At 69.6% G+C, this 23,827-nt stretch carries 18 protein-coding genes and 1 pseudogene; 14 read left to right on the top strand and 5 right to left on the bottom strand.

Translation table 11 applies throughout. The features are described 5' to 3' along the window. The first annotated feature begins 292 nt into the window (after nt 1-292). The 3 genes from prpE (at nt 293) to prpC (ending at nt 4,432) form a co-directional block, all read left to right on the top strand. The gene (prpE, locus tag ACW7GZ_RS06920; protein ID WP_457008523.1) at nt 293-2,179 is read left to right on the top strand and encodes a propionate--CoA ligase; all 1,887 of its coding nucleotides are present in this window, start codon (nt 293-295) and stop codon (nt 2,177-2,179) included. 164 nt (nt 2,180-2,343) lie between these two features. Continuing rightward, nucleotides 2,344-3,225, top strand: a complete 882-nt coding sequence (gene prpB, locus ACW7GZ_RS06915) for a methylisocitrate lyase (RefSeq protein ID WP_457008521.1) — start codon at nt 2,344-2,346, stop codon at nt 3,223-3,225. A gap of 52 nt (nt 3,226-3,277) precedes the next feature. Next, entirely contained in the window at nt 3,278-4,432 is a 1,155-nt protein-coding gene (prpC, locus tag ACW7GZ_RS06910; RefSeq protein ID WP_457002962.1) for a bifunctional 2-methylcitrate synthase/citrate synthase, read from the top strand. Nucleotides 4,433-4,538: 106 nt separating this feature from the next. Here the strand turns inward: prpC and ACW7GZ_RS06905 are convergent, their stop codons facing one another. From ACW7GZ_RS06905 to ACW7GZ_RS06895, 3 genes are all read right to left on the bottom strand, one after another. After that, entirely contained in the window at nt 4,539-5,150 is a 612-nt protein-coding gene (locus tag ACW7GZ_RS06905; RefSeq protein ID WP_457008519.1) for a glutathione S-transferase family protein, read from the bottom strand. A 108-nt stretch (nt 5,151-5,258) separates the two neighbouring features. After that, complete coding sequence (locus ACW7GZ_RS06900) at nt 5,259-5,714, bottom strand: cell wall hydrolase (protein ID WP_457002966.1); 456 nt, start codon at nt 5,712-5,714, stop codon at nt 5,259-5,261. Nucleotides 5,715-5,988: 274 nt separating this feature from the next. Further along, nucleotides 5,989-8,013 (bottom strand): oxidoreductase, encoded by a 2,025-nt coding sequence (locus tag ACW7GZ_RS06895; protein WP_457008517.1) that lies wholly within the window; start codon nt 8,011-8,013, stop codon nt 5,989-5,991. 400 nt (nt 8,014-8,413) lie between these two features. Here ACW7GZ_RS06895 and ACW7GZ_RS06890 point away from each other — a divergent pair. After that, nucleotides 8,414-8,548: pseudogene (locus ACW7GZ_RS06890) on the top strand (OmpA family protein); the annotation flags it as partial. A 120-nt stretch (nt 8,549-8,668) separates the two neighbouring features. After that, nucleotides 8,669-9,247 carry a hypothetical protein gene (locus tag ACW7GZ_RS06885; protein WP_457003950.1) on the top strand — a complete coding sequence of 193 codons (579 nt, stop codon included), beginning with the start codon at nt 8,669-8,671 and terminating at the stop codon, nt 9,245-9,247. A 43-nt stretch (nt 9,248-9,290) separates the two neighbouring features. Here the strand turns inward: ACW7GZ_RS06885 and kbl are convergent, their stop codons facing one another. Both kbl and tdh read right to left on the bottom strand, forming a co-directional pair. Beyond that, nucleotides 9,291-10,544, bottom strand: coding sequence for a glycine C-acetyltransferase (kbl, locus tag ACW7GZ_RS06880; protein WP_457002970.1), 1,254 nt, complete (start codon nt 10,542-10,544; stop codon nt 9,291-9,293). Nucleotides 10,545-10,623: 79 nt separating this feature from the next. Then, nucleotides 10,624-11,655, bottom strand: coding sequence for an L-threonine 3-dehydrogenase (gene tdh / locus ACW7GZ_RS06875; protein WP_457003952.1), 1,032 nt, complete (start codon nt 11,653-11,655; stop codon nt 10,624-10,626). Nucleotides 11,656-11,815: 160 nt separating this feature from the next. Between tdh and ACW7GZ_RS06870 the strand changes: the two genes are divergently transcribed. From ACW7GZ_RS06870 to ACW7GZ_RS06830, 9 genes are all read left to right on the top strand, one after another. Continuing rightward, nucleotides 11,816-14,017, top strand: a complete 2,202-nt coding sequence (locus tag ACW7GZ_RS06870; protein WP_457008515.1) for a S46 family peptidase — start codon at nt 11,816-11,818, stop codon at nt 14,015-14,017. A gap of 36 nt (nt 14,018-14,053) precedes the next feature. After that, the gene (locus ACW7GZ_RS06865) at nt 14,054-16,225 is read left to right on the top strand and encodes a S46 family peptidase (RefSeq protein ID WP_457002974.1); all 2,172 of its coding nucleotides are present in this window, start codon (nt 14,054-14,056) and stop codon (nt 16,223-16,225) included. Continuing rightward, nucleotides 16,222-16,866 carry a histidine phosphatase family protein gene (locus ACW7GZ_RS06860; protein WP_457008513.1) on the top strand — a complete coding sequence of 215 codons (645 nt, stop codon included), beginning with the start codon at nt 16,222-16,224 and terminating at the stop codon, nt 16,864-16,866. The genes ACW7GZ_RS06865 and ACW7GZ_RS06860 overlap by 4 nt, the downstream gene beginning before the upstream one ends. Nucleotides 16,867-16,869: 3 nt before the next feature. Beyond that, nucleotides 16,870-18,171: a bifunctional tetrahydrofolate synthase/dihydrofolate synthase gene (gene folC, locus ACW7GZ_RS06855; protein WP_457008511.1), complete on the top strand. Its 1,302-nt coding sequence runs from the start codon at nt 16,870-16,872 to the stop codon at nt 18,169-18,171. Nucleotides 18,172-18,200: 29 nt separating this feature from the next. Next, complete coding sequence (locus ACW7GZ_RS06850) at nt 18,201-19,301, top strand: SPOR domain-containing protein (RefSeq protein WP_457008509.1); 1,101 nt, start codon at nt 18,201-18,203, stop codon at nt 19,299-19,301. 78 nt (nt 19,302-19,379) lie between these two features. Then, on the top strand, nt 19,380-20,852 hold the full coding sequence (gene purF, locus ACW7GZ_RS06845) for an amidophosphoribosyltransferase (RefSeq protein ID WP_457008507.1): 1,473 nt from the start codon (nt 19,380-19,382) through the stop codon (nt 20,850-20,852). A gap of 3 nt (nt 20,853-20,855) precedes the next feature. Further along, the gene (locus ACW7GZ_RS06840; protein WP_457008505.1) at nt 20,856-21,662 is read left to right on the top strand and encodes a ferritin-like domain-containing protein; all 807 of its coding nucleotides are present in this window, start codon (nt 20,856-20,858) and stop codon (nt 21,660-21,662) included. 213 nt (nt 21,663-21,875) lie between these two features. Then, nucleotides 21,876-22,253, top strand: coding sequence for a BlaI/MecI/CopY family transcriptional regulator (locus tag ACW7GZ_RS06835; RefSeq protein WP_457002985.1), 378 nt, complete (start codon nt 21,876-21,878; stop codon nt 22,251-22,253). Further along, nucleotides 22,250-23,800 carry a peptidoglycan DD-metalloendopeptidase family protein gene (locus ACW7GZ_RS06830; protein WP_457008503.1) on the top strand — a complete coding sequence of 517 codons (1,551 nt, stop codon included), beginning with the start codon at nt 22,250-22,252 and terminating at the stop codon, nt 23,798-23,800. The genes ACW7GZ_RS06835 and ACW7GZ_RS06830 overlap by 4 nt, the downstream gene beginning before the upstream one ends. Nucleotides 23,801-23,827 lie beyond the last annotated feature (27 nt).

Below are 23,827 nucleotides of genomic sequence, written 5' to 3'. Positions count from 1 at the left end.
TCTGGACATCCCCCCTGCATCCACGGCGGACCCGGAGCTTCTGGGCGGTCGGCTGGAGCAAGCGCGCCTACGTCCGGAGCGATCGAGCCCTCACCGGACCTGACGATCACGGCCCGGCCACGCGGACGCCCCGCTTTTGATCTTCGGTCCGAAGCCGAATAGCGCCACAGCCCACCCCCTGGGTACGGACGGGCAGCGCTGACCACCACGGTGCGGTGAAGGCATTCGACCAACGTCGTAGCGCGCGTGGCGGCGTGGCGGACTAGCCTCGATCGAACCATTGGAGGCCGCCATGCGCTACGAAGACGTGTACCGGCGTTCGGTCGAGGAGCCGGAGGCCTTCTGGGCCGAGCAGGCCGAAGCCATTTACTGGCACAAGGCGCCGGAGAAGATCCTCGACTACTCCAACCCGCCGTTCCGAAAATGGTTCGTCGGCGGCGAGACCAACCTGTGCCACAACGCGGTCGACCGGCACCTCGACGCGCGCGGCGACCAGCTCGCGCTGGTGGGTTGTTCCACCGAGACCGGCAGCGTCCGCGAGCTGAGCTACCGCGAACTGCATCGTGAAGTGAACGTGTTCGCCGCCGTGCTCGGCTCGCTGGGCGTGGGCAAGGGCGACCGGGTGGTGATCTACATGCCGCACACCGTGGATGCGGTGGTGGCGATGCTGGCCTGCGCGCGCATCGGCGCGATCCACTCGGTGGTGTTCGGCGGCTTCGCCTCGAAGAACCTGGCGCTGCGGATCGACGACGCCGAGCCGAAGGTGCTGGTCTGCGCCGACGCCGGCAGCCGCGGCGGCAAGGTCATCCCCTTCAAACCGCTGGTGGACGAGGCGCTGGCCCAGGCCGCGCATCCGCCGGCGCGCGTGCTGGTGGTCAGCCGCGGGCTGGCCGAGGTGCCGATGCAGGAGGGCCGCGACCTCGACTACGCGACGCTGCGGCGCGGCCACGAAGACGCACAGGTGCCCGTGCAGTGGCTGGAGTCCAACGAACCCAGCTACATCCTTTACACCTCCGGGACCACCGGCACCCCCAAAGGCGTGCAGCGCGACGTCGGCGGTTACGCGGTGGCGCTGGTGCTGTCGATGTGGGCGGTCTACGACATCCGCGCCGGGCAGGTGATGTTCTCCACCTCCGACATCGGCTGGGTGGTGGGGCATTCCTACAACGTCTACGGGCCGCTGATCGCGGGCGCCACCTCGATCATCTACGAGGGAATGCCGACCCGGCCGGATCCGGGCATCTGGTGGGAGCTCTGCGAACGCTACGGCGTGCGCACGCTGTTTTCCGCGCCCACCGCGCTGCGGGTGCTGAAGAAGTTCGACACCACGTACATCACCGATCGCGACCTGTCGAAGCTCGAGCACCTCTTCCTGGCCGGGGAGCCGCTGGACGAGCCCACCGCGAGCTGGATCTCCGGCGTGCTCGGCAAGCCGGTGATCGACAACTACTGGCAGACCGAGACCGGTTGGCCAGTGCTGACCCTGATGCCGGGGCTGGACATGAAGCCGGTCAAGCTGGGCTCGCCGGGCCTGCCGAACCTGGGCTACAGGCTGCGGGTGATCAACGAGGTCACCGGCGAGGACGCGCCGGCCGGCGAGAAGGGCGTGCTGGTGATCCAGCCGCCGCTGCCGCCGGGATGCCTGAGCACGGTCTGGCGCAACGACGAGCGCTTCATCGCCAGCTACTTCAGCCACTTCCGGGAGCCGCTCTACAGCTCGCTGGACTGGGCGATCCGCGACGAGGACGGCTACGCGTACATCCTCGGGCGCACCGACGACGTGATCAACGTGGCCGGGCATCGCCTGGGCACGCGCGAGATCGAAGAATCGGTGTCGGGCCATCCGGGCGTGGCCGAGGTCGCGGTGATCGGCGTGCACGATGCGATCAAGGGCCAGGTGCCGGTGGTGTTCGCCACGCTGAAGCAGGCCGCGGACGCGTCCCTGGCCGCGCACGAGATGCAGGGCAGGGTGGTGGAGCAGCTGGGCGCGATCGCGCGCCCGGCGCGGATCTACGTGGTTGCGTCGCTGCCCAAGACGCGCTCGGGCAAGCTGCTGCGGCGCTCGATCCAGGCCCTTGCCGAGTCGCGCGATCCCGGCGACCTGTCCACGCTTGATGATCCGGGCGCGCTCGATGACATCCGTGACGCGATCGAACGCGGCGCCGACGCCGGCAGCTGAGCTGTTCCGGGAAATTGCCGCGACGGGCGGCCCGGGATGCCTCCGGCTGCCGACTCGCGAACAGGCCTTGGCAGCGCCTGCGCGCCCTGCGCCCGGGGCGGTCGCGGGGCCGTGCACCCGCGCGCTCCGCTAGAATGGCGGTGTTCCCCAACGCAGACTTCCCCATGTCCGAGCATGTTTCCGCAGGCGCGCGCTTCCGCGCCGCCGTCGCCGACGAATCCCCGCTGCAGGTGATGGGCGCCATCACCGCCTATGCCGGCCTGATGGCCAGGCGCACCGGTTACAAGGCGCTGTACCTGTCCGGTGGCGGCGTCGCCGCGAACTCCCTGGGTATGCCCGACCTCGGCATCAGCACCATGGAGGACGTGCTGATCGACGCCCGCCGCATCGTCGAGGCCACCGGCCTGCCGCTGCTGGTCGATATCGACACCGGCTGGGGCGGTGCCTTCAACATCTCCCGCACCGTCCGCAGCTTCGAGCGCGCCGGTGTCGCCGCCGTGCACATGGAGGACCAGGTCGGCCAGAAGCGCTGCGGCCACCGTCCCAACAAGGAAGTGGTGTCGAAGGGCGAGATGGTCGACCGGGTGAAATCCGCGGTCGATGGCCGCACCGAAGCCGGCTTCGTGATCATGGCGCGCACCGACGCGGCGGCGGTGGAGGGCATCGACTCGGCGATCGAGCGCGCGATCGCCTACGTCGAGGCCGGCGCCGACATGATCTTCCCCGAGGCGATGACCTCGCTCGAGGACTACCGCAAGTTCAAGGACGCAGTGAAGGTGCCGATCCTGGCTAACCTCACCGAGTTCGGTTCCACCCCGTTCTTCACCACCGACCAGCTGCGCTCGGCCGGCGTCGACATCGCGCTCTACTGCTGCGGCGCCTATCGCGCCATGAACAAGGCGGCGCTGAACTTCTACGAGACCGTGCGCCGCGAGGGCACGCAGAAAAACATCGTCGACACCCTGCAGACGCGAGCGGAGCTGTACGACTTCCTCGGCTACCACGCCTACGAGGACAAGCTCGACACGCTGTTCTCGAAGGACTGACCCACGCCGGCACGCGCGCTGCGCGACCACACACGTTGCACTGGAGTACCTGATGAGCGAGACCCCCAGCACCCTGCCCAAGCCGAAGAAGTCGGTGGCCCTGTCCGGCACCGCCGCCGGCAACACCGCGCTGTGCAGCGTCGGCCGCAGCGGCAACGACCTGCATTACCGCGGCTACGACATCACGCAGTTCGCCACTACGGCCGAGTTCGAAGAGGTCGCCTACCTGCTGGTCCACGGCAAACTGCCGTCGAAGGCCGAGCTCGCGGGCTACAAGGCGAAGCTGAAGTCGCTGCGCGGCATCCCGGCTGCGGTCAAGGCGGCACTCGAAGAGCTGCCGCCCTCGGCGCACCCGATGGACGTGATGCGTACCGGCGTTTCGGTGCTGGGCTGCGTTTCCCCGGAGAAGGACGACCACAACCATCCCGGAGCGCGCGACATCGCCGACAAGCTGATGGCCTCGCTGGGTTCGATGCTGTTGTACTGGTACCACTACAGCCACAACGGCCGGGTCATCGATGTCGAGACCGACGACGACTCCATCGGCGGGCACTTCCTGCACCTGCTGCACGGCGAGCCGCCGCGCGAGAGCTGGGTGCGCGCGATGCACACCTCGCTAATCCTGTACGCGGAGCACGAGTTCAACGCGTCCACGTTCGCCTCGCGCGTCATTGCCGGTACCGGCAGCGACATGCATTCCTGCATCACCGGCGCGATCGGCGCGCTGCGCGGGCCGAAGCACGGCGGCGCCAACGAGGTCGCATTCGAAGTCCAGCAGCGCTACGACTCGCCGGACGAAGCCGAGGCCGACATCCGTGAGCGCGTTGGCCGCAGGGAAGTCGTGATCGGCTTCGGCCACCCGGTCTATACCGTCTCCGATCCCCGCAACGGCATCATCAAGGAGGTCGCGAAGGAGCTGTCGGCGGAGCAGGGCGACAACACGATGTACGACATCGCCGAGCGCCTGGAGTCGGTGATGTGGGACGCCAAGAAGATGTTCCCCAACCTCGACTGGTTCAGCGCGGTGAGCTACCACATGATGGGCGTGCCGACGGCGATGTTCACGCCGCTGTTCGTGATCGCGCGCACCAGCGGCTGGAGCGCGCACGTGATCGAGCAGCGCATCGACGGCAAGATCATCCGCCCGAGCGCGAACTACACCGGTCCCGAGAACCGCGACTGGGTGCCGATGGCCGATCGCGGCTGAGGCGGGGCCAGGCTGCAAGCGAAGACGGCGCCCGATGGGCGCCGTTTTTTTTCCGGAGTGGGAGCCGCGATGCGGTGGTAGTGCGCTGCGGCCCCGCCGCTTTGGTCTATTCCAGTCCCTCGGCGTCCAGCGCGGCGCGCACGCCCGGGTCGGCCTCCATCCGTGCCTTGAAGGCCGCGATGTTGTCCAGCCCGGACATGTCCACGCCGGTGCCGTGCGCCCAGCGCACCGTGATGTAGAAGTAGGGATCGGCGAAGCTGCGGAAGCCGGCCAGCCATTCATGGTCCGCCAGGCGTCTGTCGGCGGTTTCCATGAGTCCCCGGACCAGCTTGCGCGCCGCGGCCTTCAGCGCATCGTGCCGCGACTCGTCACCGATGTAGCGCGATGGTCCGAAGATCGGCTTGAACGCCGGGTGCAGGTCGGAATTGACGAAGGCGAGCCAGCGTGCCGCCTCGGCGCGCTGGCGCGGCGAGCCGTCGCCGGCCAGGCCCGCCTGCGGCCGCAGGTCGGCGATGTAACCCATGATCGCGGCGTTCTGGGTGAGCACGAAATCGCCGTCGATGAGCGCCGGCACTGCTCCGCTGGGATTGATCGCCAGGAATGCCGGCGCCTTCATCGAGGACCCGTCAAGGATTTCCACCTCGAATGGGCCACCGCTCCACTGCAGTGCGACGTGGACGGCGGTCGAGCAGGCGCCCGGCTTTGAATACAGTTTCATGTGCGGCTCCGCGCGGGGGTAGGCCGTCATCATCGGCGCAGCCGGTGCCCCGCTCAAGGCTGGGCCGTGGGTGCAGGCGCGATCAGTGCAGGCCTGCGGAACCCAGGGTCACGACCTGGGCTTCAGGCGCTGCACGCGCAGGAAGGTGTGGTCGCCGATGGTCGCCACCTGGTAGGCGTTGCGCCAGCTCGGGCTGGCGATGGCGTGTGCCAGGAAGTGGCTGGCGCCGGGCACGACTTCCTTGCGCTCACCGGCCGGCAGCGCCCAGTTGCTCTGCGACTCGAGTGCGATGGTCACGGCCTGCGACCAGGCTTCGGTGTTGGTCAGGCGCGTGTTCGGCGAGACGATGGTCGGCGCGAACTGCTTGCGCGCGGTGACCACGTCGCAGACCGAATCACCCCACAGGCCGCTGTCGGCGCGCCGCAGGGCGACTTCGGCCACGGCATGCTGGCCGAGGACGGACTGGTCGCGGGCTTCGAGGTACAGCGTGGTGCTGAGGCAGAGGGAATCTGCGGCCGGTGGCGGCATGATCGATGCCAACCACAGGATCCAGGCGAGTTTCATGGCGGCTCCTTGCTCCGTTGCGCCGCCCGCACGGCTTTGGCGCCGGATCCCTGCATGGGTCCGGGCACCGCAGTGCGGATCGGCCTGGCGTGTTGGGGAGGGCGGCGGCACTCTGTGGCGCTTTGCTGCCCGGGCGCGAAGCCCGCGGGAGTGCGGGTCGTGCCGGTTCCGCCGAAGTGGCGACGGAGAAAGTGCGCGCAAGGTACTGCCGGTTTTCGCAATCCCAGCTGAACAGGGGGTCGGCGGGCTGTTGCGAGCGCGGCAAGAAAACGCGTCAAAGCGCAGCGGCGAGCCGGCTTCCCTGTTCGATCGCGCGCTTGGCGTCGAGCTCGGCGGCGACGTCCGCGCCGCCGATCACGTGCAGCTCCAGGCCGCGGCCGTCCAGTTCATCGAGCAGTGCGCGCCGCGGCTCCTGTCCGGCACAGACCACGACATGGTCGACATCGAGCACCTGCTCGACGCCGTCGATGGTCACGTGCAGTCCGGCATCGTCCACGCGGCGGTACTCGACCCCGCCCTGCATGCGTACGCCCTTGGCCTTGAGCGTTGCCCGGTGGGTCCAGCCAGTGGTCTTGCCCAGTTTCGCGCCCGGACGCCCTGCGCTGCGCTGCAGCAGCCACACCCCACGCGCCGGCGGCTCCGGTTGCGGCGGCTGCAGGCCGCCAGGCGTAGCGGAAGCGGGATCGACGCCCCATTCCTTCATCCAGCGGACGGGATCCAGGCTGGGCGAAGGTCCGTCATGGACCAGGAACTCGGCGACGTCGAAGCCGATGCCACCGGCGCCGATGATCGCCACCTTGCCGCCGGGAACGACGTTGCCGAGCAGCACGTCGGTGTAGCCCACCACGCGAGGATGGTCGTGTCCTTCGAAGTGCGCCACGCGCGGAACCACGCCCGTGGCCAGCACCACGGCATCGAAGCCTTCCAGCAGCCGCGGCGTCGCACGGGTGCCCAAGCGCAGGTCGACGCCGGTTTCGCGCAATTGCAGCCGGTAGTAGCGCAGGGTCTCCTCGAATTCCTCCTTGCCCGGGATCCGCCGCGCCAGGTTGAACTGGCCGCCAATCGAGTCTCCGGCCTCGAACAGGGTCACGGCGTGGCCTCGCCCGGCCGCCACCGTGGCGCAGGCCAGGCCCGCCGGCCCCGCGCCGACCACCGCGATCCGCCGTGGCGCAGTGGCTGGCGAATAGGCCAGCTCGGTTTCATGGCAGGCGCGCGGGTTCACGAGGCAGCTCGCGCGGCGATTCTGGAACACGTGGTCCAGGCAGGCCTGGTTGCAGGCGATGCAGGTGTTGATCGCATCCGCGCGCCCGGCGGCGGCTTTCGCCACCCAGTCCGGATCGGCCAGCAGTGGGCGTGCCATCGACACCATGTCCGCCTGGCCGGTGGCGAGGATCGATTCGGCGACATCGGGCATGTTGATCCGGTTGGTCGCCACCAGCGGCACCGAGACCTCGGGCATGAGGCGGGCGGTGACCCCGGCGAAGGCGGCCCGGGGCACCGAGGTGGTGATGGTCGGTACCCGGGCTTCGTGCCAGCCGATGCCGGTGTTGATGATGGTCGCGCCCGCTGCCTCGACCGCGCGTGCCTGGGCCACGATGGCCGGCCAGTCGTTGCCGTCCTCGACCAGGTCGAGCATCGACAAACGGTAGATGATGATGAAGTCCGGCCCGCAGGCCTCGCGCACGCGGCGCACGATTTCCACCGCGAAACGCATGCGGTTCTCGACGCTGCCGCCCCAGCGGTCGTGGCGTCGGTTGGTACGCGCGACCGTGAACTGGTTCAGCAGGTAGCCCTCCGAGCCCATGACCTCGACGCCGTCATAGCCGGCTTCGCGCCCAAGCCGCGCGGCGTGCGCGAAGGCGTCGATCTGGCGCTCCACGCCGCGCGCGGACAGCGCCCGGGGCCGGAACGGATTGATGGGCGCCTTCAGCGCCGACGCCGATACCGAGAGCGGGTGGTAGGCGTAGCGCCCGGCGTGGAGCAGTTGCAGGCAGATGCGCGAGTCATGCGCATGGACCGCATCGGTGACCTGCCGGTGCCGGGCCACTTCCGCGCGCCGCGTGAGCTTGCCGGCGAAAGGTTTCAGCCAGCCGGTCAGGCTCGGAGCAAAGCCGCCGGTGACCATCAGTCCGACGCCTCCGGCGGCGCGCTCGGCGAAGTAGGCGGCGAGCTTGGGGAAATCGCGCCGCTGGTCTTCCAGCCCGGTGTGCATCGAACCCATCAGCACGCGGTTGCGCAGGGTGGTGAATCCAAGGTCGATGGGCGAAAGAAGGTGCGGGTACGGAGATGCGGCGGTCATTCACATTCGTCGGCGTACGGGATGGGTCACGATGCGGGCATGTGACATCCACGGCAAGAGCCCGGCTCGGCCGCTTCCGGACGATTTGTTAGACCAGCGTTAACGCCATCTTCACATCTTCGAATCTAACCTGCACTCCGATGGCGGCCCGGGAGGCGGCCGTCGTGCCCCACAACTCGAGTGATGCGGTTCCGGCGCTGCCGGATTCGTGCACCTTTTCCAAGGAGCGACACCATGATGAACAAGAAGTTGCTGTGCGCAGCCCTGCTGGCTGGCTTGGGCGTCGCCCCCGCCGCCTTCGCCCAGGATTTCGACGACCGCTGGTACCTGACCGGTGGCGCTGGTTTCAACCTGCAGGACAATGACCGCGGTACGCGCGATGCGCCGTTCGCAANGCATCGACTCGTCGCGCATGGTGGGTCCGACCGGTTACGGCGAGAGCCGCCCGATCGCGCCGAACACCAATGACGACGGTTCGGACAACCCGGACGGCCGCGCGCGCAACCGCCGCACGGAGCTGAACGTCCAGAACTGAGGACGTCGGCACAGGTGACACCACGGAGCCCGGCCTTGTGCCGGGCTTCGTGCATTTGGAGGCTGCTAGACTCTCGCCCTGTGCAGACGAAGCGGGGCAAGAGCAATGAAGCGGTCAGCGTTGATGAGTGTGGCGGCAGTGGGCCTCCTGGTTCCGGGAATGGCCCTGGCGGCGATCGACTGCGGCAGCCTGCCGAGCGCGGGCGTCGCCGCGCAGCGGGTCACGGTGCTTGCGCCGCTGGCGACCGAACTGGCCGCGCCCTCGTACATGCTCGGCGCCAACAGCGGCGTGCTTGGGCATGCGTACGACGAGTCGCAGACGGTCGACGAAGTGCTGCTGCGCCGGCGCATCGAAGGCTGCCGCAACGTGGCGATCGCAGCGCCCGCGAGCGTGGCGGATCCGAATGACCCCGGTGCCTACAAGCCCAAGACCGAATTCGACAACACGCCCTGGCGCTTCGATATGAACCAGAACGGCCGGCAGATGACCGCCGACGAGTTCGATGCCTGGATGAAGACGCGCGGCGTCCGGATCGCTCGTGGCAGGACTCCCGCACCGGCGGCTGGCGCCGTGGCCGCACCGGCCGGCGATGCGGTGCCGGCCGTCGAAGGCGTGCCCGTGGGAGCCGCGCCCGAAGCCGCGGCCGCTGGAACACAGCCTGCCCAGGTCCCCGCGGACGACGGCTCCGAGCCGCGCTGACCTCCTCGCGGCCCGCGGCGCAGCTGCGCCGCGGCGTCGCGTTTCAGTCCTTGATGACGCCCAGTTCGTGCCCGATGCGGGTAAAGGCGTCGATCGCCCGGTCCAGGTGCTCGCGCGTGTGCGCCGCCGACAGCTGCGTGCGGATCCGCGCCTGGCCCTGCGGCACCACCGGGAAGAAGAACCCGATCGCGTAGATGCCTTCCTCGAGCAGGCGCTCGGCGAAGCGCTGCGCCAGCGGCGCGTCGTACAGCATCACCGGGCTGATCGGATGCGTGCCGGGCTTGATGTCGAAGCCGGCCGTGGTCATGCGCTCGCGGAAGTACGCGGTGTTCTCCGCCAGCCGCTCGCGCAGCCCGCCGGCGGCGTCGAGCATCTGGAACGCCTTCGTGCCCGCGGCCACCACGTGCGGCGGCAGCGAGTTCGAGAAGAGATACGGCCGCGAGCGCTGGCGCAGCAGCTCGATCACCTCGGCCTTGGCCGTGGTGAAGCCGCCCAGCGCGCCGCCCATGGCCTTGCCCAGGGTGCCGGTGATGATGTCGATCTTCTCGAGCACGCCCTTGACCTCGGCAGAGCCGCGGCCGGTTGCGCCGATGAACCCCGTCGCGTGGCACTCGTCGATGTGGACCAGTGCGCCGTACTTGCCGGCGAGCGCGGTGATCTCGTCGAGCGGCGCGATGAAGCCGTCCATCGAGAACACGCCGTCGGTGGTGATCATGATCGTGCGCGCGCCGTCGGCCTTCGCCTGCTTGAGCTGCGCTTCCAGGTCGGCCATGTCGCAGTTGGCGTAGCGGTAGCGCTTCGCCTTGCACAGGCGCACGCCGTCGATGATCGAGGCGTGGTTGAGCGCGTCGCTGATGATCGCATCGCCGTCGCCCAGCAGCGGTTCGAACAGCCCGCCGTTGGCGTCGAAGCAGGCGGCATAGAGGATCGTGTCCTCCTTGCCGAAGAAACCGGAAATCGTCCGCTCCAGCTCCTTGTGCAGGTCCTGGGTGCCGCAGATGAAGCGCACCGAGGCCATGCCGAAGCCGTGCGTGTCCAGCGCCTCGCGCGCGGCGGCGATGACGTCCGGATGGTCGGCAAGGCCGAGGTAATTGTTGGCGCAGAAATTCAGCACCCTGCGGCCGTCGGCGAGTTCGATCTCGGCCGACTGCGGGCTGGTGATGATGCGTTCGGCCTTGAACAGGCCCGCCTCGCGGATCTCTGTCAGGGTCTGGCTGTAGCGTTCGGTCAGGGACACAGGACACCTCAACGATGGGGAAGGCAGGTGGCGCCGTCGAGGCGCGACCTTCGGCGGCATGGATGCCGCCGAGAGCCTACATGGACGTATTCACGGCGTGTCGCGCCTCGGCGGCGCCACCTGCCTTCGCGCGACCGGGCTACCAGCTCAGGACCACCTTGCCCGACTTGCCCGACTCCATCAGGTCGAAGCCCTTCTGGAACTCGTCCGCCGGCAGCTGGTGGCTCAGCACCTTGTGCAGCGGGAAGCCCGACAGCACCAGCTGCGTCATCTTGTACCAGGTCTCGTACATGCGGCGGCCGTAGATGCCGTGCAGCGTGAGCCCCTTGAAGATCACCCGGTCCCAGTCGATGCCCGCGCCCTTGGGCAGCAGGCCGAGGAGTGCGACCTTGCCGCCGTGGTACATGCAGTCGAGCATGTCGTTGAACGCCGCCGGGTTGCCGCTCATCTCCAGGCCGACGTCGAAGCCGTCCATGTGCAGCTCGGCCATCACGTCCTTCACCGAGGTCTTGCTGACGTTGACCACCCGCGTGGCGCCCATGTCGGCGGCCAGCTTCAGGCGGAAGTCGTTGACGTCGGTGACCACCACGTTGCGCGCGCCGATGTGCTTGCAGATGCCCGCGGCCATCACGCCGATCGGGCCGGCGCCGGTGATCAGCACGTCTTCGCCGACCACGTCGAACTCCAGCGCGCAGTGCGCGGCGTTGCCGTAGGGATCGAAGAACGCGGCCAGCTCCGACGGGATCTGGTCGGGGATCGGCCACAGGTTGCTGGCCGGCATCACGATGTACTCGGCGAAGGCGCCGTTGCGGTTGACGCCGATGCCGACCGTGTTCGGGCACAGGTGCTGGCGGCCGGCACGGCAGTTGCGGCACTGGCCGCAGACGATGTGGCCTTCGGCCGAGACCCGCTGGCCGATCTCGTAGCCGGCCGCGCCGGGGCCGAGCTTCACCACGCGGCCCACGAACTCGTGGCCGATGGTCAGGCCTTGCGGAATGGTGCGCTGCGCCCACTCGTCCCAGAGGTAGATGTGCAGGTCGGTGCCGCAGATGGCGGTCTTCTCGAGGCGGATCAGGACCTCGTTGGCGCCGGGCTCGGGGACGGGGACTTCCTCCATCCAGATGCCGCGGGCAAGCTCGCGCTTGACCAGCGCCTTCATGGTGGCGGGAATGGTGGACTGCTGGGGCTGCGACATGGTTGGGCCGGTCGGATGGTCGAAACGCCCATTGTACCGCCGCCGCGGCGTGCAGCCCGGGGCATGACCGGCGACATTTGCACCCGGCCGCCGCCGCGGCCTATGGTCGCGGGCTGTCCAGACCACCGGTAATCCCATGCGCCCGAGCCCCATCGCCACGGCCCTCGCCGCCGCCCTGCTGCTGCCCGCCGCCGCCCTTGCCGACGAAGGCATGTGGCTGCCCTCCCAGCTGCCGGAGATCGAATCGGCCATGCGCGCTTCCGGCTTCCAGGGCGACCCCAAGGACCTGTCCGACCTGTCGAAGCCGCCGATGAGCGCCGTGGTCTCGCTTGGAGGCTGCACCGCGAGCTTCGTTTCGCCGCAGGGCCTGGTGGTCACGAACCACCACTGCGCACACGGCGCGATCCAGCTGAATTCGACGCCTGGAAACAACCTCATCGCCAACGGCTTCAACGCGCCGACGATGGCCGAAGAGCTGTCGGCGGGCCCGGGCGCGCGGGTGCTGGTCACCGACCGCTTCGAGCGCATCACCGATCGCATCCTGGCCGATGCCTGCGGCAGGACCGGCCGCGCCTACCACGACGCGGTCGAGACCGCATCCAAGGCCGCCGTGGCCGAGTGCGAGGCCGAGGAGCCCGGCTACCGCTGCAGCGTGGTCGACATGTACTACGGCACCGATTTCGACCTGGTGCGCCAGCTCGAGATCCGCGATGTGCGGCTGGCCTACGCGCCGCCGGATGCGATCGGCAGCTACGGCGACGAGATCGACAACTTCATGTGGCCGCGGCACAGCGGCGACTTCACCTTCTACCGCGCCTATGTCGGGCCGGACGGCAAACCCGCGGCGTATTCGCCGGACAACGTGCCGTTCAAGCCCGCGGCCTGGCTGACGGTCTCGACCGAGCCGCTGGCCGAAGGCGACTTCGCGATGCTGGCGGGCTATCCCGGCCGCACCTTCCGCCACCGCACCGCGGCCGAGTTCGCCGACCAGGTCGAGTGGCAGCTGCCCTCGCGCGTGGAGCTGATGACCGCGCTGCTGGCGGCGGTCGAGCGCGGCTCGGCCGGCGATGCCGACGCCGAAGTGCGCTATGCCGCCCAGGTCGCCAGCCTCAAGAACACGCTCAAGCGCGCCCAGGGCGAGCTCGACGGCCTGCGCCGCAGCGATGCCGTCGCCGGCCGCCGCACCGAAGAGGCGGCGATGGCGACGTGGCTGTCCGGCCAGCCCGACGCCGCCGCGACGCGTGCCGACATCGACGCCGCGGCCGAGGTGATCGCCTCTGCCCGGGCCACGCGCGAACGCGACCAGCTGTTCAGCCTGATGCAGGCCCAGACCCAACTCCTGGGCGGTGCGATGCGGCTGCAACGCCTCGCCCTGGAGCGCGGCAAGCCCGACGCCGAGCGCGAAAGCGGCTACCAGCTGCGCGACGAGGCCCGGATCGAGGCCGCCCTGCGCCAGGCCCAGCGCCGCTACGCGCCGGCGGTGGAGCGAGCGATCCTGGCCGAGCTGCTGGGCCGGCATGCCGCGCTGCCCGCGGAGCAGCGCGTGCCCGAAATCGATGCCGTCTTCGGTACCGACGAAGCGACGATCGCCTCGCGCCTGGAGCGCCTGTACACCGGCGCCCCCCTGGCCGACGAAGCCGAGCGCATGCGCCTGTTCGCGGCTGGGCCGGCCGAGGTCCAGGCATCGACCGATCCGCTGATGCAGGCGGCCGCGACCCTGCAGCAGGCCGACCTGCGCTTCGAGGACGAGGCCAAGGCACGCACCGGCGAGCTGCTGCGCCTGCGCCCGGCCTACATGCGCGGCATGATCGGCCACGCCCGCAGCGAGGGCAGGGCGGTCTACCCGGATGCCAACTCCACCCTTCGCGTGAGCCACGGCCGCATCGAGGGCCTGCAGCCGCGCGACGCGGTCAGCTGGTCGCCGCTGACGACCGTCGAAGGCATCGTCGAGAAGCACACCGGCGTTGCTCCCTTCGACGCGCCGCAGCCGCTGCTCGATGCCATCGCCCGCCGCGACTTCGGCGCCACGGTCGATCCGGGCCTCGGCACCCAGACCGTGAACCTGCTTACCAACCTCGACACCACCGGGGGCAACTCCGGCTCGCCGGTGATGGACGCGCGCGGCCGCCTGATCGGCCTCAACTTCGACAGCAACTGGGAGGCGGTCAGCGCCAGCTGGAAGTTCGATCCGCGCTACAAGCGCGCGATCCACGTCGACGCCCGCTACATGCGCTGGATCATGGCCCGCGTCTATCCCGCGCCGCAGCTGCTGCGCGAGATGGGGCTGCCGCTCGACCAGGCCGACAGGCAGGCTCCCGCCGCCGGCCTCGGCCGTTAAACTCCGAATCATCCAACCGTCCAGGACACCGAACCTATGGGCAAGACACTTCTCGCCGCCGCCGTCGCGGCCTTCGCGGCCGCTGCCGCCAGCCCCGCCCACTCCGGCGAAGGCATGTGGGTCCCGCAGCAGCTCCCCGAGATCGCCAAGCCGCTGAAGAAGGCCGGCCTCAAGCTCAAGCCCGAACAGCTTGCCGACCTGACCGGTGACCCGCTCGGCGCCGTGGTCTCGCTGGGCGGCTGCACCGCGAGCTTCGTCTCGCCGCAGGGCCTGGTGGCGACCAACCACCACTGCGCCTATGGCGCGATCCAGCTCAATTCCACGCCCGAGAACAACCTCATGCGCGACGGCTTCTATGCCGCGGCGATCGGCGACGAGATCAGCGCCGGACCGAATTCGCGCATCTTCGCGCTGGAGTCGATCGAGGACGTGACCGCCAAGGTGCAGGCCGCCGTGGCCGCGGCGCCCGATGCGATCGGCCGCACCAACGCGCTGGACGCGATCGAGAAGTCCCTGGTCGCCGGCTGCGAGGCCGACGAGGGCTATCGCTGCCGCCTGTACAGCTTTGCCGGGGGCAATACCTACCGCCTGTTCAAGAACCTCGAGATCAGCGACGTGCGCCTGGTCTACGCGCCGCAGGGCAGCGTCGGCGCCTACGGCGGCGAAACCGACAACTGGATGTGGCCGCGGCACACGGGCGACTTTTCTTTCTACCGCGCCTACGTCGGCAAGGACGGCAAGCCGGCGGCCTTCGCCGAGGACAACGTGCCCTACCAGCCGAAGCGCTGGCTCGAGTTCGCCGACAAGCCGCTGGGCGAGGGCGACTTCGTGATGGTCGCCGGCTATCCCGGCCGGACCGCGCGCTATGCGCTGGCCAGCGAGTTCAAGGACACCCAGGACTGGCAGTACCCGACCGTGGTCCGCCACTACAAGGCGCTGCAGAAGATGGTCGCCGAAGCGGGCGCGGCCAATCCCGACATCGAGGTTAAGTACGCCAGCACCATGCGCGGCTGGGAAAACGTCTACAAGAACTACGACAGCCAGCTCGCCGGCTTCGAGCGCACCAAGGCGATGGCCACCAAGGAGCGCCAGGAAGCCGAGGTGCTGGCCTGGGCACGAGACGAAGGCGAAGCCGGCCAGGCCGTGCTCGACGCCTACGCGCGCATTCTCGAGCTCAACGAAGCCAGCCGCGCCACCCGCGAGCGCGACCTGGTGTTCGGCCAGTTCAACGGCACCGGCGTGCTGTCGACCGCGATCCGCGGCTACCGCCTGGCGATCGAGCGCGAGAAGCCCGACGCCGAGCGCGAGCAGGGCTACCAGGAGCGCGACCTGCCCACGATCGAGGGCGCGGTGCGTCAGATGGAGCGCCGCTACGTGCCGGAAATGGACCGCGGCCTGCAGCGGTACTGGCTGGCCGAGTACGTCAAGTTGCCGCAGGCCCAGCGCCTTGAAGCCGTGGACGCCTGGCTGGGCGGCAGCGATGACAAGGCGATCAACGGCGTGCTCGACCGCCTCGGGCGCAGCGAGTTGGCCGACAGCACCGAGACCCGCCTGAAATGGCTGAAGGCCGACCGCAAGGCCTTCGAGAAAAGCAAGGATCCCGCGATCCGCTACGCGGTGGCGATCATGCCCACGCTGCTGGCGCAGGAGGCCGAGCGCAAGGCCCGCGCCGGCGACGCGCTGCTGGCGCGCCCGGTCTACCTGCAGGCGGTGGCCGACTACAAGGCCAGCAAGGGCGAGTTCGTCTATCCGGACGCCAACTCCTCGCTGCGCATCACCTTCGGCAACGTCAAGCCCTACACCAAGCTCGACGGCACGCCGCAGAAGCCGTTCACCGTGCTCGAGGAGATCCCGGCCAAGGACACCGGCGAAGATCCGTTCGACGCCCCGAAGGCGCTGCTCGATGCCGTGGCCGGGAAGCGGTACGGCGGCCTGCAGGACCGCCGCCTGAAGTCGGTGCCGGTCAACTTCCTCGCCGACCTCGACATCACCGGTGGCAACTCCGGTTCGCCGGTGCTCGATGCACAGGGCAAGCTGGTCGGCCTCGCCTTCGACGGCAACTGGGAGTCGGTGGCGTCGAACTGGGTGTTCGACCCGGTGATGACGCGCATGATCTCGGTCGACCAGCGCTACATGCGCTGGATCATGCAGGAGGTCTACCCGGCGCCGCGCGTGCTGGCCGAGCTGGGGCTGGAGCCGAAGCGTTGAGGGTGCTCCTCGCTCGCCACGGCGAGACCGAGTGGAACCGCGCCGGCCGCTACCAGGGGCAGGAGGACATCCCGCTCTCCGATACCGGTGCCAGGCAGGCGCTGCGCTTGGGCGAGCGCCTGCACGACGTGCGCATCGACCGCGCCGTGGCGTCGCCGCTGTCGCGCGCGTACGACACGGCGCGGCTGGCGCTGGGCGAGGCGCGTGCGGACATGCTCGAGGTCGACGAGGGGCTGATGGAAATCGCCCACGGAACCTGGGAAGGCAAGCTTGCCAGCGAGATCCGTGAAGTGGACCCGGAGCGCCTGGCGGCGTGGCGCGATACGCCGGACAAGGTGCAGATGCCCGGTGGCGAGTCGTTGAAGCAGGTGCTCGAGCGCGCCTGGCCGGCGTTCGCCAAGGCCTGTGAAGGCCTGGGTCCGGAGGACACCCTGCTGGTGGTGTCCCACGACGCGGTCAACCGCGTGCTGCTGTGCCGGGTGCTGGGCCTGCCGCTGTTTCGGCTGTGGACCTTCCGCCAGGCGCCGGCCACGCTCAACCTGCTTGAAGGGCCCGATGCCGGGCACCTGGACGTGGTGCGCATGAACGACTGCGCGCACCACACCCTGCTGTTCGGCGAAGCGGTGCACCGGGCGCTCTGAACCATGGCCGCAGCGCGCAGCCTTCAGGACTGGCTCCATGACATCGAGGGCCGGCATCCGCGCGAGGTCGACCTCGGCCTCGATCGCGTGCGCGCCGTGGCCGAGCGCATGGGCCTCGGCCGGCCGGCGCGCCTGGTGGCGACCGTCGCCGGCAGCAACGGCAAGGGTTCGACCGTGGCCTTCATCGAGGCGATCGCCGCTGCCTCCGGGTTGCGGGTGGGCGCGTACACATCGCCGCACCTGCTGGCCTACAACGAGCGCGTGCGCATCGATGGCGAAGACGTGGACGATGCCGGCCTGGTGGCGGCGTTCGAAGCGGTCGAGGCCGCGCGTGGCGCGACCACGCTGACGTATTTCGAATACGGCACGCTCGCCGCGCTGTGGCTGTTCGAACGCGCCGGGCTCGATCTCGCCGTGCTCGAGGTCGGGCTGGGCGGGCGCCTGGACGCCGTGAACCTGGTCGATCCCGACGTCGCGGTGATCACCACCGTCGACCTCGACCACCAGGACTGGCTTGGTGCCGACCGCGAGGCCATCGGCACCGAGAAGGTCGGCATCGCGCGGCCGTGGACGCCGCTGGTGCTGGGCGAGGATGATCCGCCGTCGAGCGTTCTCGGCCACGCCTATGCCATCGGCGCCTCCGCGATCCGGGCCGGCAGCGACTACCGATTCGGCCGCGATGATGCCGGCGATGGCTGGTGGTGGCGCGAGCCCGGGTTCGAGCTGGCGCTGCCGCGGCCGCGCATGGCCGCGCCGGCACAGCTGCGCAACGCCGCGGCCGCGATCGCCGCGCTGCGCGCGCTGGACGTGGAGATCGACGACGGCGCCTGGGCGTGCGGCGTGGCGGCCGCGCAAGTGCCGGGGCGCCTGCAGCGTTTCGAACGCGGGGGCGTGGAGGTGCTGGTGGATGTCGGCCACAACCCGCAGGCGGCGCGCGCGCTGGCCGAGTGGCTGCATGAGGCGCCGGCGATGCGCACCATGGCCGTGTACGGCGCGCTGGCCGACAAGGACGCCGTTGGCGTGGTCGCCGCGATCGCGCCCTGCGTGGATGCCTGGCATCTCGCCGGCATTGCCGGGGTCGGCGCTCGTGGCCGTGATGCCCATGCATTGGCCGACGCCCTGGCCGGCACCGCGGCCGGAACCGCGCAGCGCCACGCCGACGCTGCCGGGGCGCTGTCGGCGGCACTGGCACAGGCCCATCCGGGCGAACGCGTGATCGCCTTCGGCTCCTTCCACGTCGCCGGCGCGGCGCTCGCGTGGCTCGCTGCCGGGGATTCAGAAGCGGAGCCCGGCGGGGCCGTATAATTCAGCGGCCCCCGTTGCCTCGAGCCTCCATGGACTCCGGACTGAAACAGCGCCTGATCGGCGCCGCGGTACTGATTGCGCTGGCCGTGATCTTCCTGCCGATGCTGGTGCAGGGTCCCGCCCCCGACAGCGGCGTGTCGGATCTTTCGCTGCACGTCCCGGACGCGCCCTCTGGCGAGTACGTCACCCGCGACCTGCCGCTGGTGGCGCCCAGCGCCACGAGCAGCGCCGGCCTGCTCGCCGACGACGGCAGCCTGGCAACCGTGGACACAGCCACCGCAGCGCCGCAAGGCGATGCGCGCGCCGAAGATGCGGCCGATCTCGCATCCGACGTGGACGTGGCTCCATTGGCCGAGGGTGATGCGGCCGACGTGGCGCCCCTGCCGGCGCAGGAACGACCGGCCACGCAGCCCGAGCCTCTCGCGCCGCAGCGCCCCGTCGCGGCGGCCGGACCGGCGCCCGAAGCTCCGCTGCCGGCAAGGCCCGAGCCTCCCAAGCCGGAACCTTCAAAGCCCGAGCCCGCAACGCCCCCGGCGCGCCTGCCCGCGGCCACCGCCGGCGGCGACTACGCGGTGAACTTCGGCGCGTACGGTTCGCGCGCCGACGCCGGCACCGTCGTCAACCGCCTCCGCCAGTCCAACCTTCCTGCCTATGTGGAAGAAACCCGCGTTGGCGATCGTGATGCCTGGCGGGTCCGCATCGGTCCCTATGCTTCGCGTGCCGATGCGGAGTCCGCGCGCGTGCGCGCCGGCAGCATCGGCTCGCGCGCCACGGCCGCGGTGGTAGCGCTGGACGCGGCAGCGCCGGCATCGTCCGGTGGCAGCGCGGCGTCGCGGCCGCCGGCGCCGACTGCCGCACCATCCGCTCCGGCTCCGGCTCCAACGACCGCGGCCGGCACCGGTTTCTCCGTGCAGCTTGGCGCCTATGGCAACGCCAGCGAAGCCAATGCACTGCGCGACCGGCTGCGCGCCGCGGGCATCGGTGCTTTCACCGAGACCGTGCAGACCGACAAGGGCACGCTGACCCGCGTCAAGGCCGGTCCGGTGGTCACGCGCGGCGAAGCCGACCAGCTCAAGGCGCGGGTCAAGTCGAACTTCAACATCGACGGTCTCGTGCGTTCGCATCCGTAGCCGCTCGCTCGAAGTCGCGCGCCCGGCGCCGTCTTGCCGAAATCGCCTTTCCACTCCAGACACTCGCAGGTCCACCCCATGTGCGGCATCGTCGGCATCGTCGGAACCACTGAAGTCGCGGCCGCGCTGTACGACGGCCTGACGGTGCTGCAGCACCGCGGACAGGATGCCGCCGGCATCGCGACCGGATACGGCACGCGCCTGCGCGTGCACAAGGCCAATGGCCTGGTGCGCGACGTCTTCGACGACGCGGCGATGGCGCTGCTGCAGGGGCGCGTGGGCATCGGCCACTGCCGCTATCCCACCGCCGGCAGCGAGGGTCATGACGAAGCGCAGCCGTTCTACGTCAACTCGCCCTATGGCATCGCGCTCGCCCACAACGGCAACCTGATCAACACCGATGCCCTGCGCCGCGAGGTCTTCGAGACCGACCGCCGCAACGTCAACACCGAATCGGACTCCGAAGTGCTGCTCAACGTGTTCGCGCACGAGCTCGACCGCGAGCGCGCACTCACCCCCGAAGCCGCGCTGAAGGCGGTCGAGGGCCTGCACCGGCGCGCGCGCGGCGGCTATGCCGGCATTGCCCTGGTGCTGGGCCTGGGGCTGGTCGCGTTCCGCGATCCCAACGGCATCCGCCCGCTGGTGCTCGGAAAGCGCGAGGCCGAGGGTGGTACCGAATACGCGGTCGCCTCGGAATCGGTGGCCCTGGACATCCTCGGCTTCGAGCGTGTGCGCGACGTCGAGCCGGGCGAAGGCATCGTCATCACCGCGAACGGCGAGCTGCACGCGCGGCAGTGCGTGGAGGCGGGCGAGCACGCGCCGTGCATCTTCGAATACGTCTACTTCGCGCGCCCGGACTCGATGATCGAGAACATCTCGGTGCACAAGGCGCGGATGCGCATGGGCGTGACCCTGGGCGAGAAGATCCTGCGCGAGCGGCCCGACCACGACATCGACGTGGTGATCCCGATCCCCGACACCTCGCGCGACTCGGCGATGGAGCTCGCCAACGTGCTCGGTGTGAAGTACCGCGAGGGCTTCGTCAAGAACCGCTATGTCGGCCGCACCTTCATCATGCCGGGGCAGGGCGAGCGGGCGAAGTCGGTGAGGCGCAAGCTCAATGCGATCCCGCTCGAGTTCCGCAACCGCGTGGTGTTGCTCGTCGATGACTCGATCGTGCGCGGCACCACGTCCAAGCAGATCGTGCAGATGGCGCGCGACGCCGGCGCGCGCAAGGTCTATCTGGCGTCGGCCGCGCCGCCGGTGCGGTATCCCAACGTTTACGGCATCGACATGCCCTCGGTCGAGGAGCTTGTGGCCAACGGCCGCAGCGAGAAGAACATCGAGGCCTTCCTGGGCTGCGACTGGCTGGTCTACCAGGACCTGCCGGACCTCGAGACCGCGGTGGCGGGGCACAAGTTCCCGGGCAAGAAGTTCGACAGCTCCTGCTTCAGTGGCGAATACGTGACCGGCATCGAGCCGGGCTACTTCGAACGCCTGCGCCAGCTGCGCTCGGACGAGGCGAAGAAGAAGCGCCGCGTGGGCGCCTGAGGCGTGCGCGTTTCGCTGTTCGACGCCGCGCGCGACTGCCTTGCCGCGGCGTCGCCGGAGGACAAGGTCGCGGCCACGCATGCGGCTGCCAGGGCGTTCAGGCGCGGCGAGCTCGCCATCGACGCCGCCGGCTCGGGGCCGGAGCCCATCCGCATGCCCGGCCGGCCGCCACGACCGTGCCTGGTGCATCCACGCGAGCTCCCGCGCCGCGGCTTCGGCAGCGACGAAGGCCGCGCCGCCTTCATCCACGCCATCGCCCACATCGAGTTCAACGCCATCGACCTCGGCTGGGACGCGGTCTACCGCTTCCGCGGCATGCCGGCGCAGTACTACGCCGACTGGGTGATGGTGGCCGACGACGAAGCACGGCACTTCACGATGCTGCGCACGCGGCTGCAGGCGAAGGGCTTCGACTACGGCGATTTCGACGCCCACAACGGCCTGTGGGAGATGGCGGAGAAGACCGCGCACGACGTGCTGTCGCGCATGGCGCTTGTGCCGCGCGTGCTCGAGGCGCGCGGGCTGGACGTGACCCCGGGCATGATCGTGAAGCTGCGCGCGCTGGGCGACGAGGCCACCGTCGAAATCCTCGAGGTGATCCTGCGCGAGGAAGTAGCCCACGTTGCCGCCGGCAGCCACTGGTTCCGCTGGTGCTGCGAGCGTGCAGGCGTCGATCCGGAACCGAGGTTCCGCGAGCTGCTTGCCGAATATGCGCGCGCGGTGCTGCATGGCCCGTTCAACATCGATGCGCGCAGCGCGGCGGGGTTCAGCGAGGACGAGTTGGCGGCGTTGCAGCAGCTTTCGGGCTGAAGGTTTGGCGGCGGGCACCGGGTGCGTGGGGTACTCCGCCGACTGAGCAGCAAGCCGCTCTTTATGTCGGCTGCGTACCCCACGCACCCGGTGCTGCCATCGCGGTGGCGGGTTGGGGCGGGAGTGCCCGTGACGCTCATGGGACGAGGCTTGTCATGCGTGTGACAAGTGTCGTATGTTTGCGACTCACGACATGTCGCGGGCACAGTTTCGATGATCCATCCCTCGAATACCGAACTTGAGCTGCTCAAGTGCCTGTGGCGACACGCTGTCTGCAGCGCCCGCGAAGTGCACAACCATGTGACGCCCATTCTCGGCTGGTCCTACTCTTCCACCCGCAAGACGCTGGAGCGGATGGTGGAAAAGGGTCTGGTCGAAGAGTTCGATTCGCACGGTTTGAACGTCTACCGCGCGGCCGTCGGCAAGGTTTCGACGCTGGCGGCGTTGAGCATGGACTTCGCGCGGAGAGTGCTGGAGATCGAGGGGCCGCTTCCGGCACAGGCATTTGCCGACAGTCGCCTGCTCAGCGAGGACGAGGTCGACGAGTTGGAGGCGCTGCTGCGTGATCCCGACCAGGATGGGCAGGCATGAGCCTCTCCGTGCTGGATATCTGGTGGTTTCACGCCGGCGCCTGCCTGTTCGCCGGCGCGCTGGCCTGGTCGCTGGGGCTTGTCCTGCATCACGGCCTGCGCATCTCTCACGCGGCGCGCAGCTACTGGCTTGTCGTCTGGGCCCTGGCGATCCTGCCGACCTTGCTGGCGATCGCCTTCCACGGCTTCGCCTCGGCAGGTGCCAACTGGTCGCTGCCGACGCCGCTGCCGCTGCCATCGGTAGCCGGGCTGGGTGGGTGGTCGAGCGGCCTTGAAGCGCCGTGGCAGGACGCAGCGCAGCCGCTTGGCGCCAGGGCCTGGCAGGAACCACTGCTGCCGATGCTGTATCTGGCCGGTGCCGGGCTGGCGGCCCTGCGCTGGGGCAGGGGCATGCTCGCCGTTCGCCGCATCGTCCGGGCGTCGTCCCTGGTCGTTCCGGCTGCCTTGCCGGGGCCCCTGTCCGCAATGGAGCAGCAACGCCTCCATCGTCTTGGCATCGAACTGCGGTCGACCACGCGGCAGGTCAGTCCCTTCGCGGTGTGCTGGCCGCGGCGGGCGATCATCATCCCGGCTGCCCTGGCCGCTCGCCTGGAGGATCGCCAGTTGCAGATGGTCCTGCGCCATGAAGCGAGCCACCTGGCCCGGCATGACCCGCAGCGCGCGGCGCTGATGCGCCTGGTGGGCGTGGTGCTCTGGTTCAATCCCTTCCTGGGACTGATCGAGCGTCGTGTCCAGGTCGCCGCGGAACTGTGCTGCGACGCCGCGGCAGCGGGAGTGGAGCCGGAAGCCCGCCATGTCTATGCGAGGGCCTACCTGGAAGCCTTGCGCCTCTCGGCACGATCGCAGATGCCATCCCCGGTCGCGGCGTTCTCGCGCCATGACCCCGGCAGCCACAGGCTGAGGATCCGCCACATGGTGCAGGGGGATGCGCGGCGACGCCTGGCCCTGCCATGGCGCATCGCGCTGCTTGCGTTGGCGCTGGCGGCCGGCAGCGCGGTGGCTGCAGTGCAGATCGGCACGGTCACGCCTGGCCGCGGCCAGGCCGGCATCGACGAAGCTGCTGGCGGCCCACGGGCAGCCGTCGTGTCGGTCGTGGCGCCTTTGCGCAGTGAAGCGGCGGCTCCGGAAGCCACCGCCGGCGTGACTGCCAGGCCCGCCATCGACTTTCGTTTTCCGGTGGCGGCGCCCAGGATCAGCAGCCGCTACGGGGCCGAAGGCGGGCCCTACACGCGCCCGCACAGGGGCATCGATTTCGCCGCAGCGCGTGGCACTCCCGTCTACGCACCTGCGGATGCAACCGTCGCGGCGGCGACCACGCGTTATCCGGATGGCCCCAACTACGGGACGGTGGTCGTGCTCGACCACGGTGGTGGCTGGCAGTCACTGCATGCGCATCTCGACGGCTTCGACGTCCAGATCGGGCAACGGGTCGCGGCCGGTACGCAGATCGGCCGCGCCGGCACCACCGGCAAGGTGACAGGGCCGCACCTGCACATGGAGCTGCTGTTGAACGGGCAGCGCGTCGATCCGGAGCCCTTGCTGCGATGAGCGGATAGGCACGCAGCACGGCTGCAC

Source organism: Luteimonas sp. A537 (genome assembly GCF_054052065.1).
Note: the sequence above shows the minus strand (reverse complement) of the source record. Positions and strands in the feature narration are given on the sequence as shown.